A 15589-nucleotide genomic window follows, 5' to 3' on the forward strand; every position below is an offset into this window, starting at 1 on the left:
CGGCGGCCGGAATGGTGGACCTCGCGGCGCTGATGTCCGAGCTGGAGGAGGCCGAACAGGACGTGGAGCGATATGAAAAACAGTAAGCATCACAGAGGACCGGGCTAAAGTTTTTCAGCGGATAGCCAATAGCATGAAGGTGGTTAATCCGATGGCCACACTCCACGACACGAGTAAGTCCGTTTATCTCATTGATGTTTTCAGGGGCTGACCGCCCCCGTTTTTTTAACGTCTGAATTCCCACGTTCGGGTGCACAAAGCATTTACGCGCCGCTAAATCAGGGGTATCGCACCCAGCTTTCCTGCGAGCACTCACATATGTAGGGCTAGTTCCCATATTCAGGCATGCAGCTGTCCCGCGCATTACCTCCTCTCCGAAAATAGGGGTGATTCCCACTCCAAACCGTCTAGTACGGTCATGTAGGACGGAGTATAAGTAGGGCCAATTCCCATATTTCGTACTCAACTACATCCTGTGCTGGTTCTTCTGCGAAAGTAGGGCTAATTCCCACTCCGTGCGCGATCGTGCACGACTGCTTAAAAGTAGGGCAAGTTTCCACATCTCTGTTTGCAGATTACCCCCTGTGTTGCTCTCTCTGAGAAAGTAGGGGTGATTTCCACTCCACACGCGGTCGTGCACGATTGCATATATGTAGGGCTCATTCCCACATTACGTTATGAAGATGCACCCTTGTGTTGGCTTCTCTGAGGAAGTAGGGCTGATTCCCACTCTGCTCCGTTCTGAACACGCTCGGGCATGTCGGCTTAAAACTAGGGCTGATTCCCACTTTTCGCCGTTCCGCACACGGTCGGGCACGATGGCTTATAACAAGGGCTGAGTCCCGTATTTCGGTGAGTAGATGACACCCAGTGTTACTTCCTCAGAGAAAGTAGGGCTGATTCCCATATTCAGATGAACAGCTTACTTCCAGGCCGTTTACTTCTAAAATGGTATATTTCAACTTCCCACTTTTAGCGCGAGCATGGAAAGATCTTCTCACCTAAATTAATTTAATTAGATTTTTTTATTTCTAAGCTCATAGGTGATATTAAAGCGTGAGTGTTGTTATTAATTTAAATTTTAGTTTCGAGAGTGAGGTGCTATTTTTACCCCAACTCTTTTGAGTGGGGTATTCTTTTTGAAAATCCTGAGATTGTTTTTTTAAATTGCCTTCTAATTAGTAGGGGTCTTGAATTCTTTTAACTGTGAAATAAATTTTTCATGCGAACTGTATCCCCATAGTGCGGGATAAGAACGTATTGTAATGAACATTGTTATTGATAATGCTAATGACATTATTAATTGAATGGTACCCCAGAAATATTCTTCTCTAACGAGCGAAGAATTCCCAGCTATGTAGAATGCTATGAATCCAAGAAAAAACGCAATAATAAATGCTACTCCTTCTCGCGCCCTTTTCTTATAAAGATGTTTTTCTAAATAAAATTCTGAAACTCTATAGTTATCTTGAATTGAGGTTTCCATTTCACTGATGCAGTGAACTAATTTCTTTAACCTTTTTCTCTTGAGTTCTTCAAGTTCTGAGTTGCAGCTGAGGATTTTAATTAGCCTTCTTGCAAGCGTAATCTCATATAGGCCAGTAGTCTCACGTAGAATTAATTTTTTTAACTCATCATCAATTGCTTTTATCTCGTAATCCTCCATTTTAAGTTCTGAAGATAAATTTTTCATATCTTTGTAAACTGATATCCTCTCATTGTTAAATCCTTTAAGTCTAGCATTGATACTAAAAACCAATGCGATTGAGGGGATGATTAAGCTTAATATTTTTAACCAGTCCATGATTTCATTTACTCCTTATTAAGAGGTTTCGGGTATTTATCGTTGACAGTTCTACAGTCTGATTGTTATCTTTTCAACTGTAACAAGTCGTCAGATGACGGCCACCAATGGTCCGGTAGCTTGAGAGGATCGCCTTCGGGTAGCTGCAAAAACTCTCCTGTAGCCTGAAAGGGAGAGCACATCAGTGTGGTACATCTGCTCGCTCCTGGAAGCAGATATCGTCAAAACAAGCGCACCTACGACGCGACGATCGGGGTACATTAATCACACCAAAGCTTGGCTTTAACATACGCCTACGCCCTCAGACAAGGCATCCTCAATGATGCTTTTCTTCACTTACGTTATGAGATTTGTCAGGGATACGCCCTGAGCTACATACGACTTTTGCTATGACGCATAAGCCCATTTGGAACATTTGGGCGCTTGCGGAAGACGCATCAGGAGCATGAAGCTGCGAGGCGTCACTTTGGTTCAAGTGAAACGAGAACAAAGTGACGCGCGCAGCGCATAACGACTAAACCCACGTACTGTGCGGTTTTCAGCATGCCGGTACAATCTGACGTGTACGTATTACGTGTTTTCAGATACTCAACTGGCTAATTATCAACCATGACGCGACGTTAACGAACAACCCGTTAAGGGCGTTTTATTAGAAGGAGAATGATCGACTCGGTATCGATGGCGACATCAGGAAACTGGTGTACGGAGGCAGACTGACTAATGTCAGCACGGCGCAAGCCGCAAACAGGTCAGAGACCTGGGGAGCCTCGTAAGAACTCAACATTTCGCCGCCCCGATGCACAGATACCAGTCGAGACGCAGGAAGCGCAAAAGCAACCGTGTCATCGGGGAAGAGATGAACAGATTCAGAGTCATACAGCTGTGGGTTTATGGGCTTACAGCTGTAGGTTCTGAAGGAGATAAAAATTGTCTGGTAAATTAGGTAAGCAGCTCGTCACGCTCGCACGTCAGGGTGGAGGAAGTTTTAAAACGGTTTCTGATCGTTCAAAGATTGCCAGTCGCTTTTCGGAGCGACTGGCAACCCTTAATATTCAGATTCGGGACGTTAGCCATATTAAAACCAAGCATCTCGAAAATTATATTCGTAGTCGTCAGGATGAAAATATCTCCTCACGCACCCTGCAAAATGAAATGGCCGCTTTACGTTCAATCCTGTCACAGGGCGGGCGTAACGTTCTGGCTAATCCTGCACATGAGAAATTAAGTAATAAGGCGCTGAATATTTCCGGGGCCAGCCGAGAAGGCACTAAAGTTGCTATTTCTGACGAACATCTTAAAGAAATTGTCCTGACGGTTTCAGAGAAAGACAGGGGGATTGCGTTAGGTGTTCAGCTCGCCAGATATATCGGGCTGCGTGCAGAGGAAACGGTTCAGTCGGCAAAGTCATTTAAGACCTGGCGAAAAAACTTAGAAGCCGGAAATAATAATGTGCGTGTTGTGTTTGGCTCTAAAGGAGGGCGTCCACGTGACGCCACCGTTTTTAATAAAGAGAAGGTTATTAACCTTTTAAATGAAGCTATTCGTTACATAGAGCAAAATAACGGTAAGTTAATCGATAAGCCAACGCTTCATCAGGCGCTTGATCGTTATCATAACGTATTACGTGAAAGTGGAATGACCGGGATTCATGCGCCTCACAGTCTCAGGTATGCTTATTCAAAGGATGCCGTAAATCATCATTTAGAAAATGGAATGAGTCGCAAAGAGTCTGAGGCTTTAGTTTCTATGGATCTTGGGCACGGTGATGGACGTGGTGCTTACGTTGCCCGGGTTTATAACCGGACAGATGAGTCAGATGAATAAAAGCCTCTTGTAATTTGCCTTAAGCAAACGCTATTATTAAAACGCTTCTTACGTTGTCTTCGGACAACCACCAATGGTCTGTAGCTTGAGATGACCGCCTTCGGGTAGCTGCAAACAACACTCCTGTAGCCTGAAAGGGAGAACACATCAGTGTGGTACATCTGCCCGCCTTTGGAAGCAGATATCGTCAATCACGGCTCCTACTGCCTGGCGATGAAGGTACATTCAACCATCCGTCTCCGGCCTTCGTCCTTCGGGGAAACATTCCCGGCAGGGCAAATGTTTCTCTGTTTTCTGGAGAAACTATGTCCATAACCCGCACGTTTCTGAATGAGTTGCGTACGCCATTCGATCTGGTCCTTTCCGTTGCAACCCGCGTTGCATCTGAATGTCCTGACCTTAAGGCTGCACTCAGGGGAACATCGTGGCTTGCTTCACCTTCTGGTCATTATGAATTTCGTTCCCGCGTCTGGTTTGACGTTCAACGTTATCACGCCATCGTTATGGCAAGAACGTTGATTGCAGGCCAGCCAGGCGATGAATTCATTTTCAGCCGGCACGGTGAGCATTTTACACACAAAGCTGCAGCGAAAGCCGCTCAGCATGCCGCGTCTGATGCTGCGACTTTGAGGGTGTTCACCGCTCAGAAATAACAGCGCAGTCGTCTGAACCATACATTCGCTATGCGAATGCCTCCCGGGAAACATCTTCCCGACAGGGCAGGTGTTTCCCGCTCAACAGGAGAAACACCATGCATACCCTTTTATTACCAACCTCCTTTTCCATTAAAGGCATCTTTTCAGCAGCCTCTGTTGCAGCGTCATCCCTGTGGGATCGCGCCGCTGCTGGTAAAAGAAAAGAAGAGTGGATAACGAACCGGGCTGGCTCACTCAGCTTTAAGGTTCAGGTTCATCAGTTACCTTCAGGAAAATGGACGGCCGGCATACTTACCCGTTCCGGCACGTTTTACGGTAATCACCGGTTTGGTTTTCTGAAAAAGCCGGATGAGGTATTCCGCTCTTACCGTCAGGCTCGCCGTTTTGCACTGAAGCTGGCTAATCAGATGGCAAACCTGCGTTATGCATATCAGTAAGGGAAAATGGAATATGACTATTTCAGCAAACCTGGCAGATATGCTGCAGTTAGCTAAATACGAGGGCGACATGCTTACGGCATTAGCTTATCAGCGATTTGGTCTGGACGATCTTGACGAGCAGGTGCACCTCTACGGTGAACTGCCCGTCACTATGTCCGTTCAGATCAACGTTATTTACAATCTTGAGTTCGGTATTGTTCAGGACCGCTTTCTCAGTCCTGGCTGTGCTGACCTGGTTGACTCCATCCGTGCAATGAGCATCAGGCTCGACCGCACTTTGCATGAACAGATTTCTTCAGATGGTCATAATGATGGTCTGGGAGATCTGGAAATTGCCAGATTAGAATCTCTCTAATCTGACGTAACCCTGTGGGGATTTATTCCCCATCAGGGGGATAAATCCCCTTTTTTTGAGGATTTATCATGACACCTATCTCCGTACCGCCCCAACACGTCACTTATGACGTTAAGCAGACCGGATGGATCTCTCCGAGCGACTGGCACAGTTTTACCCTGGCAGTCACAGAAGCATTCTGGCTGTTACCGGTACATCTCCGTCCGTGCTCGCCAACTGACGGTACACGTCTGGAACGCGCGTCCATGATGTTTACTCACCCCGGGGCTTTTGAATTCGGTGGAAAAGACGAAGGGAATTACATATCCAGAAGCGTGATGTTTACCCTGGATATAAGCCCTGATTTGCGTATTGAAACGGAAGGTCAGCCCATCGACTTCTTCACGCGGATTACGCTGCTAATGCTGTATCACCATTGCTCAGGCTGCTTTGAGATAACGTCATCAGCCGGCGGCGTCACCGGCCGGGGTGGCTACCCAACCTGCAGCGAGTGGTGGAATAAAGCTGATAGCGGACTACAGGCTCGTGTTGTTGATCAGGCTGACCCTGGGTTGTGGACCCGTCTGTCGGCCGCCATGACCATGATCGGTGGTAATGCCGCTGACTATAAGGAGGCCATTATCCGCCGCTTGGTCAGCCCTGAAAGTCTGACCGTATCGCAGGGGGGACACGTCTATGCCGGCTATGGAGGAAACGCCGATTTTACACTCGATAACTCTGTTTCGCGCGTAGCTGCGATCGGCGGCACCGCGTTAGGCAGTTTGGCAGCGTTCCCGGCATTCGATGCCATGCGCCAGGCGCTACCGATGGTGCAGGCTGTGTTACTCATGGCAGTAGTGGTGATTCTGCCGCTTATCCTGGCGTTCTCAGCCTATGAAATTAAGACCGTCATTACACTCACGTTTGTGCTTTTTGCACTGAACTTCCTGACATTCTGGTGGGAGCTGGCACGATGGCTCGACAGCTGGCTGCTAACAGCGCTGTACAGTTCTGACACACACAGCAGCTTTAACATGGCCGGATTTCAGAACAGTTCGGATGACCTGATCATGAATTTTGTTGTGGCCACGATGTTTTTGGTGCTGCCTGCAGTTTGGATGGGGGCTCTGTCATGGGCGGGCATTAGAATAGGTAGCACTTTAGACGGTGCATTCAAAAGTGGAACCTCTCAGGTTCAAAAGAGTGGGGGAGAAGCCGTTGAGAAGGCAAAAGGGGCAGTGAAAATCTAATCAAACCGACGATTAGTTTAGCATCGGCTAATCGTCGTCTTCTCTGTCTAACCTCGAAGCAGTTACCGTAATGTCGTCAGGACCGCTGTAGAATCCATCTCCGTCATTCCCGCTTCTGAATTGCCCACCTGCATCACCGGAACTGTCAGATGACGTAGTATACAAATCATTTAATGCACTTAGCTGAATGTGGCGAACCATATAAACGAAAGCAGCAACAATGATGATTACGGTGCCGAGTGCAAATCCCGCAACTATAACCAGAGTCAGGAGTATAAGAACGGAAAAGGGCACAACAGATTTTGCTATCGATTCAGGTATCTTTTCCCTGTCTGCCCAAGCGGCAAAGCGATTATCCGCATCATAGTAGACTCGAGATAAGCGCTTCCAGACAGACGCAGCTTTTGTTCCGCGAGCATATGCGGTTGAACTCATACGCACCTCAGTTGAATTTGCATTAACCTGACGATACCTAAAGTTCACCAGAATTGCACATTGAGTTAAAACACCAGTCTTGTAGTTACAACACACATTAATTCAACTGTTAACACCAACACCAAGCCGAACCTGAAACCCCGCGCCCCTCTCAATTCAGACCCGCGCCGTACCTGAACCCCGGTTGCCCCCGCTGACCAGCCGCCGCCGTCCGGCCCGGAGGGCCGGGTCAGTGGAGGCTGATAAATGGATGCTGTAACTACTGGGTTCTTCTTTGCTGTGAGTGTTGCCGCGAGGTTCTTTCTTTCGTCTACGACCGTCTGACTTCAGTGCGTCTGAAAGGCCGCTGCTTAAACAGCGGTCGGGCAGGTCATGGTTTGATTGGCGAAAATATCTTTCCCAGGGGGGAGCTAACAGGTTTGATAAGCTTTAAATATGAAAAATGATGTTTGCACCGTCTGAAATCTAGACGCAGCAGAGTGAAGCACAGGCGTTGTTAAGGGCTTTCAACTCTTCTGCCAGTGCAACCTGTGCAACCAATTCTTTTATTTCATAAAATTGACTCATTGAAGTAAGCTATTCAGAATGCTGAATAGCTGCCCAGAAATCTTTGAGCACTCTTTCGATATCCTCCGGGCTCTCGCTCCGGCTTTGTCTGACCACTGCATCCGTTAACTTCTCAATGTCCAGAGTAAGCAGTTCTTTCATGGAAACAGCACTTGCGATCACCGCTATATCGCTGCCTAACAGATATGCCCCCATTCTCAGAGTATTCCACGCCAGTTCCTCACCATTGACCGGCGACTCATAGATACGGTCATCTTCAATCACGCCATATTCAACGATTATTTTGTATAAATCTGCGGCATCCTTATTGTTTCCGGCTCCGCGGTCTCTCCATGCAAAGAGCTTCAGCAGTGCTAGCCCCGGCAGTGAGCAGAACGGGACCGGCTGATCTGGAACGACGTTAACTAGCACAGTGTGTCTGAATGCTTCTTCAAATCCATCAACAGCCATGACCACATCTCGATCCGGTGGCCAGGCGACTTTATTGGCTTCTGCAACACCACCAAATGGAATGATATCAAGCTCGACTCCGTCCAGAATCAGACGGTGCGCGTTCCCTTTACTCGCCATGGCTCCTGCTTTGATGAACCCCTGTTTGAGCGCATCAAAAAATGCCCATTCTTTGACGAAGACGGCGAAATCAATGTCTCGGGTTCGTCTGCCAACAGGACGGCCATAAACATGGTGAATGAGAATTTCCCGCGACGTCGCACCAGCAATAAAGTAGGGGATTTCGTGAGCGCTGCATATTGTATCTATCTTGCAAAGTAGCTCCTCAGTAGGAGAATAGAGCTGCTTCGCTAAGTTCAAGGTAATTGTCATTAATGATCCTGGCAACTTCGAGTGTTCTGTCATCATGTACGTCAAGCATGTCGGCAAGGCAAAGCATTGCCTTTGCTTTCTCGTTAAGAATGAAGCTGCCCCAGAAGCATCTAATCAACTGGAGTCCGGCCTCAGGCACCGGTTTCAGATTCAGCTCTTTACGTCGCTGTAACAGTGAATGGGGTGTATAGATAATCCCCGAACCCGGTATCAAGTAATTATCAGTCAACGCGGCGGCGGCGAGCTCTCCTCCTTTATATTCTCCCTCAGCCAGCGTCAGATACGCCCATGATTCAGGAGCGGCTACAACCAGTTGATCAAGACGCGGTTTAAGAGCGCGCGCATACTCTTTTATCCAGAGAGTGCAAAGTGCTTCCGGTTCGATAAGACGCCGGCCGCTCTGTGCTTTTCGATAATGCCGGCGCTGTTCCAGCAGTTCAAACGCCTTACTGACCATGCCCAGAGAAATACCTGACAGTTCCGCCAGCTGGCGATAGGGCTTATTGATTAAGTCAGAATCTGAAAGCAGCACGAAGAGCAGTTTCATAACACCCTCAGGCAGGCTTCCGGCAGCAGTGATGGCTTTTTCTGCCTGTTTTCCTGCGACGTGCATATACAAGCCGGGAACACTTATCTGCACATTTCCAGCAATATCAATGTAGTTGATGCCGTTTTGTGAGCAGTATTCTGACATCCCCTCAGAGAGCTGATTGCAGATAAGCAGTAAAGGATATTTAGCAGCTTCATCGGACATTCTTCTTATAGCGCCCAGCGTGGGTATACGAAAAATCTGCTTAATCTCTGTAGCAAAGCTTAATTTCTCCCCCTGGGGGGTTACGATCGTGAGGAGCCCATCAGAATCACCTGTTAGTTCCTGACTTTTATATTCAGCGCTTAAACCATACGGCAGGTTCTCGATCGCTTTTGATAGCAGCAGCTCTGCCTTCATTTGTTCACACCTCCGCGTTGTTCATGATTCATGAACATCGTAATTTTAAGAACAAAATGAAAGTTATGCAACTCTGAGAAATTAAATCAAAACAGCGTTGTTCATGCATATAAAGGAAGTCCAGCCACCTGCATGGGCCGGGGGATGGAATGGCGATAGATGCACAGTGAATCTGTGGTCTGATTTTCCTCTGCCTAAACTTCTGCAGATGTAATGAAATTCAGGAGCAGGCAGGTTAGGATCTGGCTTAATTAGCACTCTGCTTCAGGTCGACGTACTCCGGAGCATTTACTCAAGACTGAATGAATGGACAATTCTAACCTTTACGTAGACCATCTCGCATGGTGCGCCCTCGTTGCACTCAATATGGCCCGTAAGGCCGGCACGGTAAATTCACCTGCACAGGAAAACCTTTTCCTGTGCAGGTGGCTGGCTACGGCTGAAAAAAGGCGTCTCTTCAGGCGAGAACTGGCAAGCGATATCCGCTGGCTTCTGAAGGAAGGAAGGGAGAAGGGTTTACGTGCGGATTTGCCGGGAAAGCTTGAATATCTCTGGCGAGCCAGCAATGGAGACCTGTTGGAACAAAACGATCTCTTCAGGCTACAGCATATCATGCATGCCATTACGCTGACCGGGATCAGATACGGCGTCCTCACTGAGACAGAATGGGAAGGGCGTCTTGCCACTAAGCTGAATCCAAATATACCCGGGCTGTATATTCGAAAAGCAGACCTCGCGGCCGGATTTAATGAGGACGGTTATCAGACTAAGCCACTGGAAGTGCGCATTACGGCAGAACTGGGGGCCGTTGATGCGCTACTTTCCCGCGCGGGCTGGCAGAGAACTTCTGAAGAAACAGAACCCTTTCTTCATAAACTTAACACTGCAGTTGTATAAGCACCGGGCAGTCAGACTTTATGCTGCCCCATTAAATCAACCATTGCACCAGCGTGCGCGTCCACGTGCCGGATATAACGCATGACCGTTTCCGCTTTCTTCCATGTCCCTTCCTGCATAATCTGCGCGGTGCTGTATTTCTTTGTGGCCATGTCAATCGCGGCGCCGACACGGGTGCTGTGACCCGACCAGCCGCGGTAGCGGTTTTTATTGGGCTTCATGTCCTGGCCAGCACCGGCTTCCTGCCAGGCGCGGGCAAAAATGTCCTCAAGCGCACGGGTGGAAAGCGGCCTCTTCGCCTCGACACGCGCGCGGTTTGTTCTGTGCACGGGACTGAAGATAAAGGCGTCCGGCTCGGCAATCAGCCCGGAGACCGTCAGCCACTCCGTCAGCCGCTGCGAAGACAGGTCGCCCAGCCCCTTAATCAGTCCGCCGGTCATCACAATGGTTTTGGTCCAGGCCACGTCAAGCACAATCCGACCGTCTGGCGCGCGCGAAATGTCGCGAACGCGCAGCCGTCCCAGTTCGCTGATGCGCAGCAGGGTGGCGTAGGCTACGTGCAGAAACGTCAGGTCACGCAGCTCCTGCAGTCGTTCGGAGTCTGACCACCGGGCATCCAGGCTGAGCAGGTCACCGATCCGGAACGGGACGGCCTGGCCCGCGCGTTCGCCGGCGATCACCGCGGTACGGTTGATCTTCTTCACCGCACGAAAAACCTGTGGAGAGCGGTTCGGCGGAACCAGTCCGGCGTTACGGTGTAACATCGAGATAAGTGCTGCGTGCGTGCTGATAGTTGAGGAAGCCCGTCCCGATGCCTGCAGCCACAGCAGATAGTCGCGAAGGTCGGCGGGCGACATTGGCAGGAAGCTTCGACCGTGCTCATCTGCCCAGCGACTGCCGATCCGCATCACGCTCAGCAGCTGGTTCCAGGTGTTGTCGGAGAACGCCTCGCGATCCTGCACGAACTCGCGCAGTCGCTCGGCAATATCGCAATCATCAGCGGGCACGAGCCCCGCAGCAGGTGATAGTTCAGCCATTATGCTCTCTTTTCAGACCAGAATGACGTCAGGCGAAGCTACGTGAATTCTGATGAAAGTGCAGAGGGATATCCCGTCAGAAATCGCACAGCAGCGCCGTAATTTTACACGGCCGCATCAGGGTGCATCGAAGATCTCATCATACCCGGATCCTCTGAAGGATCCTAGCTTCATATAAAGACAATTATATGAAGTTAGAAGCTTACTTTTATCTCCCTGCTAATAGGATGGTTTGAGTAGAGTAAAACAGTACGAGTATATTTAGTTCTGAAGTCCTATTTATGACTTATCAAATAAATATAATTCTAAATTAATGTAGCAACCCTTTATACCAGTCTTAAGTAAAAAATTGATCGCATTACTTTTAGAAAAAAATTTCTATGAATGCCTTATTTCACATTTGATATATATACCCATCAGTTATGCAGTTAACATGTTGAGGATTTTTAACAACCGATTAATCGCTTTAACAGAAACTCAAAGTATGAAAATTTCAAATATTTAAAAAATATTTGATAAATATCATATATAACTCCTTGAAAAAATGTCATTTTTTGTTTTTTTGTTCGGGATAATATTTGTGAAAAAAGCAATTGCATACATTAGATTCTCAACGTTAGCTCAAAAGTCAGGAGATTCACTAAGACGCCAGAACTTCCTTGTAGATGAATGGTTAAAAAACAACCCTGACTATTACCTTGAAGACCTAAAGTATGAAGACCTTGGTTACAGTGCTTTTGATGGTAGTCATGCATCCAAGGGTGCACTTTATGACTTCATGGATGCAGTAAATAGAGGTCATATTACTTCAGGAACAACTTTACTTATTGAGAGTCTAGATCGATTATCAAGAGAGAAAATAAATGATGCAACGGAGAGGCTTAAAAACATTCTGAAAGCAGGAATAAATGTTATTACTTTAAGTGATAACGTCCGTTATACATATGACTCATTAGATGATCCATACATTCTCATTAGAGCGATATTAATAGCTCAAAGAGCAAATGAAGAAAGCGAGATAAAATCACGAAGAATGAAAGCGGCTTGGGTAAATAAAAGAGAGGAAGCACGAAAAACAGGTAAAATCCTAACCAAAACATGTCCAAAATGGTTGAAAGTAAGTAATGATGGTCAGACATTCGATATCATAGAAGAACATAAGGTCACTTTGAACAAAATATTTAAAATGCGGTTAAAGGGATTATCAATAAGTGAAGTTACAAAAACACTCAATAAAAATAAAATAAAAACTTTAAAAAATACACCTGGCGGGTGGTGCGTATCAACCGTGCAAAGTTTATTGAGAAATGAATCTCTTATAGGAAAGTATACTCCATCCTATATGACAAAGGCCAAAGGGGTTAAAGAAATTGAAAATTACTTCCCTGCAGTAATAAGCAATAAACTTTTTTACGACGTGCAAGAAATAAGAGTTTTACCTTTTGGCCACGAAATTATAACCAACAACCCTCTTAATATAAATATTTTCAGGTCATTGCTCAAATGTTCTGAATGTGGCCACTCTTTGATAGTTAACTGTGTATATAAAAACTTCATGGGGTATTATAAGTGTTCGATGAAGAGATATCACCGATGCTCTACACCTCCTCTGCGCCGAGATTTCATTGACGACGTATTTATAAGAGTTCTATTGGAAAGCATTTCCTGTTTTGGAGATGATATGCATGATGAAAATACAGTATTGAACTTACAAAAAAAGATCGAAGAAACTAAATCTAAACTTAAAAACATCCTTGATGCCTTACAAGTAGCATCGGAAGTTGAGGCTTTAGCTTTAAAAATGAAAGAAGTTAACAAAGAATTAAAAATTGCTGAATCCAAACTCCACTCATTTCTAGAGAGAAACAATTATAATGAGAGAGTTTGCTTATCAGATGTAGATTTATTCTCTAAAGAAAACAGAGAATACATTCGCCATTACGCATCAAAAAATATAAAGAAAATCACAGTCGATTTGAGAAATAGGAAATGCGAAGTGGAATTATTGAGCGGGCTTAAGATTTATAATTTTCCGTTAGATAAAAAAATAGATCTTAACTTATTCAAACATTCGTTTATGTACATTCAGGGAGGGGCACTTGTTCTTTAAATAATAATAAGGTGCAGACAACTACAGTAATCTTTAAGTCTGCACTTTTTAATTGAGAAACCTTTTTTTTCTTAATGCGGAGTTCATAAAGTAGCTAATTTTTCGTACTAATGTGCTGGGTATCTACAGGACTTGCACGTTACTAGGGGAGGATTTGAGGCGATGCAGTTAAAGTGTGACAGCACCTTATTAATTTAACATAATTATGATGTTCTGAACTTCGTGTCCTAGCGAAGCTGAACAGCCCGCCATTTTGGATGCCTTCCTGCCGTGACTGATCAATATAAGCGACACGCATTTTAATAAGATCATGATGGAGTTTTGAGCACAGGCTAGCGTGCTAATGCATGCACCGGCACTCGCGCGATCCCCGACAATTCATCACTTTGATACAGCGATAACCGCTAAAAATCCCATCTCAGGCGAAACCCAAAAGCCTGCCGGCCTGAAGAACGGATACCTTCCGACGTGCATGAGAGGGACTCAATTTGCTGTTATCAGAGATGCTTACGCTACGCTTTTACTAATCAATCAGGGACGCTGAGCGCTTAATTTCAGTGCACACGCTAATAGGAGCGAGGAAAATAATACAAAGAAATATTTTCTTTTTTCTGCAACCTAAAACCATCTACTTTATATTTGAGTTAATCAGACAAATAATCCTTCCCTAAGTTAAATAATAACGCCATTCTCGTTTTATAACGCCATCAGGAACTTTCTGATTGTTTAGGTGATATTCTGCGCAAACAAGCTTACAAAACATTTACAATCAATTTCACTTAAGTCTTTTATGATGGCACATACAGGGAAGTTACTGGCGCTGAGCGTCGGCTTATTAACTGCTTCAGCAGTCGCGGCACCGTTAAATCCGGGCGACCGCGATTATATTCAGAATCAGCAGCAACAGCGTCTGCAGCAGGACCAGAACCAGCGCGACGCGCTGTGGAACGCTGTCGCCCCGCAGGCCGCACCGGATGGCGGTTTAAGTGCATCCGGCCCGTGCTTCCCCGTCCATCATATCGTTATCCGCAATGCGTCTTTACTCTCACAGAGCCAACAGCAAAATATCACAGCACCCTATATTGACCGCTGCCTGAACTTAACGGAAATTAATTCGCTGGTCCACGCCATTTCAGACTGGTATATGCAGCGCGGCTATATTACCAGCCGGGCGTTTTTAACCGAACAGGATTTATCTTCCGGCGAGCTGGTTATTCCGGTGCTGGAAGGGAAACTCGACGAAATACGCCTCGACGGTCAGCACCCGCGCGCGCTGTTAATGGCGTTTCCCGGCCTGGAAGGGAAGATACTTAACCTGCGCGATATTGAGCAGGGCATGGAGCAGATCAACCGCGTGCGCTCGACGCCGGTGCAGATTGAAATTCAGCCGTCGCCTAAAGCCGGTTATTCCGTCGTGAACCTTAAGGCAAAACCGGAGTTTCCGCTCAGCGCCTCGCTGGGCTTTGATAACAGCGGACAGAAGAGTACCGGCACCGGCCAGCTGAACGCCTCGCTCACCGGCAACAACCTGCTGGGCCTCGCCGACCGCTGGTTTATCAGCGGCGCGCGCAGCAGTGCCTTCAGCCAGTGGCGTGACGCGCAGAGCCTGCAGGCGGGCGTCAGCGTACCGTACGGCTACGGCCTGCTCGACTACAGCTACAGCTGGAGCAGCTATCACAGCAGCTTCATCAACAATGATTTCACCTGGCTCAGCAACGGCGACAACGTCGCGCACCGCCTGAACGGATCCTGGGTACTGTTCCGCAATGGGGACATCAAAACCGGCGTGCAGCTCGGCCTGAACCACTACTCCAGCCACAACTTCCTCAATAACACGCTGCTCACCAGCAGCAGCCGCAAAATCACCAGCCTGCAGCTCGGGCTTAACCACACGCAGAAAATCTTCGGCGGCGTGGCCACGCTCAACCCGGCCTTCAGCCGCGGCATGCCGTGGTTTGATGCCGAAAGCGATGCGGGCAAAACAGGCGACCTGCCGAAAGCGCAGTTCCGCAAGTGGAGCCTCAGCGGCAGCTTCCAGCGTCCGCTGACGAACAGCCTGTGGTGGCTCAGCAGCGTGTACGCCCAGTGGTCGCCGGACCGGCTGTACGGCAGCGAGCGCCTGACGCTCGGAGGCGAAAGCTCGGTGCGCGGCTTTAAGGAGCAGTACCTCTCCGGCGACGCCGGGGGCTATCTGCGCAACGAGCTGGACTACAGCCTGTTCACGCTGCCGGTCATTGGCGAGGTCAGCGCGCTGGCTGCCGTTGACGGCGGCTGGCTGAAGAGCGACGCGCAGAACCGCGAGTCCACCGGCACGCTGTGGGGCAGCGCGGTAGGTATCAGCACCCGCAGCCGTTATTTCTATACCCAGTACACCGTCGGCATTCCGCTCAGCTATCCCGGCCATCTGCAGCCGGATCACGTCAGCATTTACGCCCGCGTCGGGCTGGTTTTCTAAGAGGCAAAG

12 protein-coding genes and 1 pseudogene are annotated in these 15589 nt (G+C 47.7%); 8 read left to right on the top strand and 5 right to left on the bottom strand.

The window, feature by feature from the left end; all coding sequences use genetic code 11:
• Nucleotides 1-1174: 1174 nt before the first annotated feature.
• Nucleotides 1175-1804, bottom strand: a complete 630-nt coding sequence (locus FD744_RS23200) for a hypothetical protein (RefSeq protein ID WP_160869642.1) — start codon at nt 1802-1804, stop codon at nt 1175-1177.
• 927 nt (nt 1805-2731) lie between these two features.
• On the opposite strand from FD744_RS23200, the gene FD744_RS23205 reads away from it, so the two are divergent.
• From FD744_RS23205 to FD744_RS23225, 5 genes and pseudogenes are all read left to right on the top strand, one after another.
• Nucleotides 2732-3628 carry an integrase domain-containing protein gene (locus FD744_RS23205; protein ID WP_160869644.1) on the top strand — a complete coding sequence of 299 codons (897 nt, stop codon included), beginning with the start codon at nt 2732-2734 and terminating at the stop codon, nt 3626-3628.
• 305 nt (nt 3629-3933) lie between these two features.
• On the top strand, nt 3934-4281 hold the full coding sequence (locus FD744_RS23210) for a hypothetical protein (RefSeq protein WP_160869646.1): 348 nt from the start codon (nt 3934-3936) through the stop codon (nt 4279-4281).
• Nucleotides 4282-4379: 98 nt separating this feature from the next.
• Nucleotides 4380-4721, top strand: a complete 342-nt coding sequence (locus FD744_RS23215) for a hypothetical protein (RefSeq protein WP_160869648.1) — start codon at nt 4380-4382, stop codon at nt 4719-4721.
• Between the two features lie 13 nt (nt 4722-4734).
• The gene (locus tag FD744_RS23220; RefSeq protein WP_160869650.1) at nt 4735-5079 is read left to right on the top strand and encodes a hypothetical protein; all 345 of its coding nucleotides are present in this window, start codon (nt 4735-4737) and stop codon (nt 5077-5079) included.
• A 458-nt stretch (nt 5080-5537) separates the two neighbouring features.
• Nucleotides 5538-6308, top strand: a pseudogene (locus FD744_RS23225) (conjugal transfer protein TraG N-terminal domain-containing protein); the annotation flags it as partial.
• Between the two features lie 27 nt (nt 6309-6335).
• On the opposite strand, the gene FD744_RS23230 reads toward FD744_RS23225, so the two are convergent.
• The 3 genes from FD744_RS23230 to FD744_RS23240 form a co-directional block, all read right to left on the bottom strand.
• Entirely contained in the window at nt 6336-6743 is a 408-nt protein-coding gene (locus tag FD744_RS23230) for a DUF3742 family protein (RefSeq protein WP_160869652.1), read from the bottom strand.
• A 576-nt stretch (nt 6744-7319) separates the two neighbouring features.
• Nucleotides 7320-8132, bottom strand: coding sequence for a nucleotidyl transferase AbiEii/AbiGii toxin family protein (locus FD744_RS23235; RefSeq protein WP_160869654.1), 813 nt, complete (start codon nt 8130-8132; stop codon nt 7320-7322).
• Nucleotides 8086-9081, bottom strand: coding sequence for a type IV toxin-antitoxin system AbiEi family antitoxin (locus FD744_RS23240; RefSeq protein ID WP_160869656.1), 996 nt, complete (start codon nt 9079-9081; stop codon nt 8086-8088). The genes FD744_RS23235 and FD744_RS23240 overlap by 47 nt, the downstream gene beginning before the upstream one ends.
• A 306-nt stretch (nt 9082-9387) precedes the next feature.
• On the opposite strand from FD744_RS23240, the gene FD744_RS23245 reads away from it, so the two are divergent.
• Nucleotides 9388-9978: a DUF2913 family protein gene (locus FD744_RS23245; RefSeq protein ID WP_160869658.1), complete on the top strand. Its 591-nt coding sequence runs from the start codon at nt 9388-9390 to the stop codon at nt 9976-9978.
• Nucleotides 9979-9989: 11 nt separating this feature from the next.
• Here the strand turns inward: FD744_RS23245 and FD744_RS23250 are convergent, their stop codons facing one another.
• Nucleotides 9990-11015: a tyrosine-type recombinase/integrase gene (locus tag FD744_RS23250; RefSeq protein WP_160869660.1), complete on the bottom strand. Its 1026-nt coding sequence runs from the start codon at nt 11013-11015 to the stop codon at nt 9990-9992.
• Between the two features lie 580 nt (nt 11016-11595).
• Here FD744_RS23250 and FD744_RS23255 point away from each other — a divergent pair.
• Nucleotides 11596-13125, top strand: a complete 1530-nt coding sequence (locus tag FD744_RS23255) for a recombinase family protein (protein WP_373424450.1) — start codon at nt 11596-11598, stop codon at nt 13123-13125.
• A gap of 790 nt (nt 13126-13915) precedes the next feature.
• Entirely contained in the window at nt 13916-15580 is a 1665-nt protein-coding gene (locus FD744_RS23260) for a ShlB/FhaC/HecB family hemolysin secretion/activation protein (protein ID WP_160869664.1), read from the top strand.
• Nucleotides 15581-15589: the final 9 nt, after the last annotated feature.

This window comes from Pantoea sp. Taur (assembly GCF_009830025.1).
In the GTDB taxonomy this organism is placed as follows: Bacteria; Pseudomonadota; Gammaproteobacteria; order Enterobacterales; family Enterobacteriaceae; genus Pantoea; species Pantoea communis.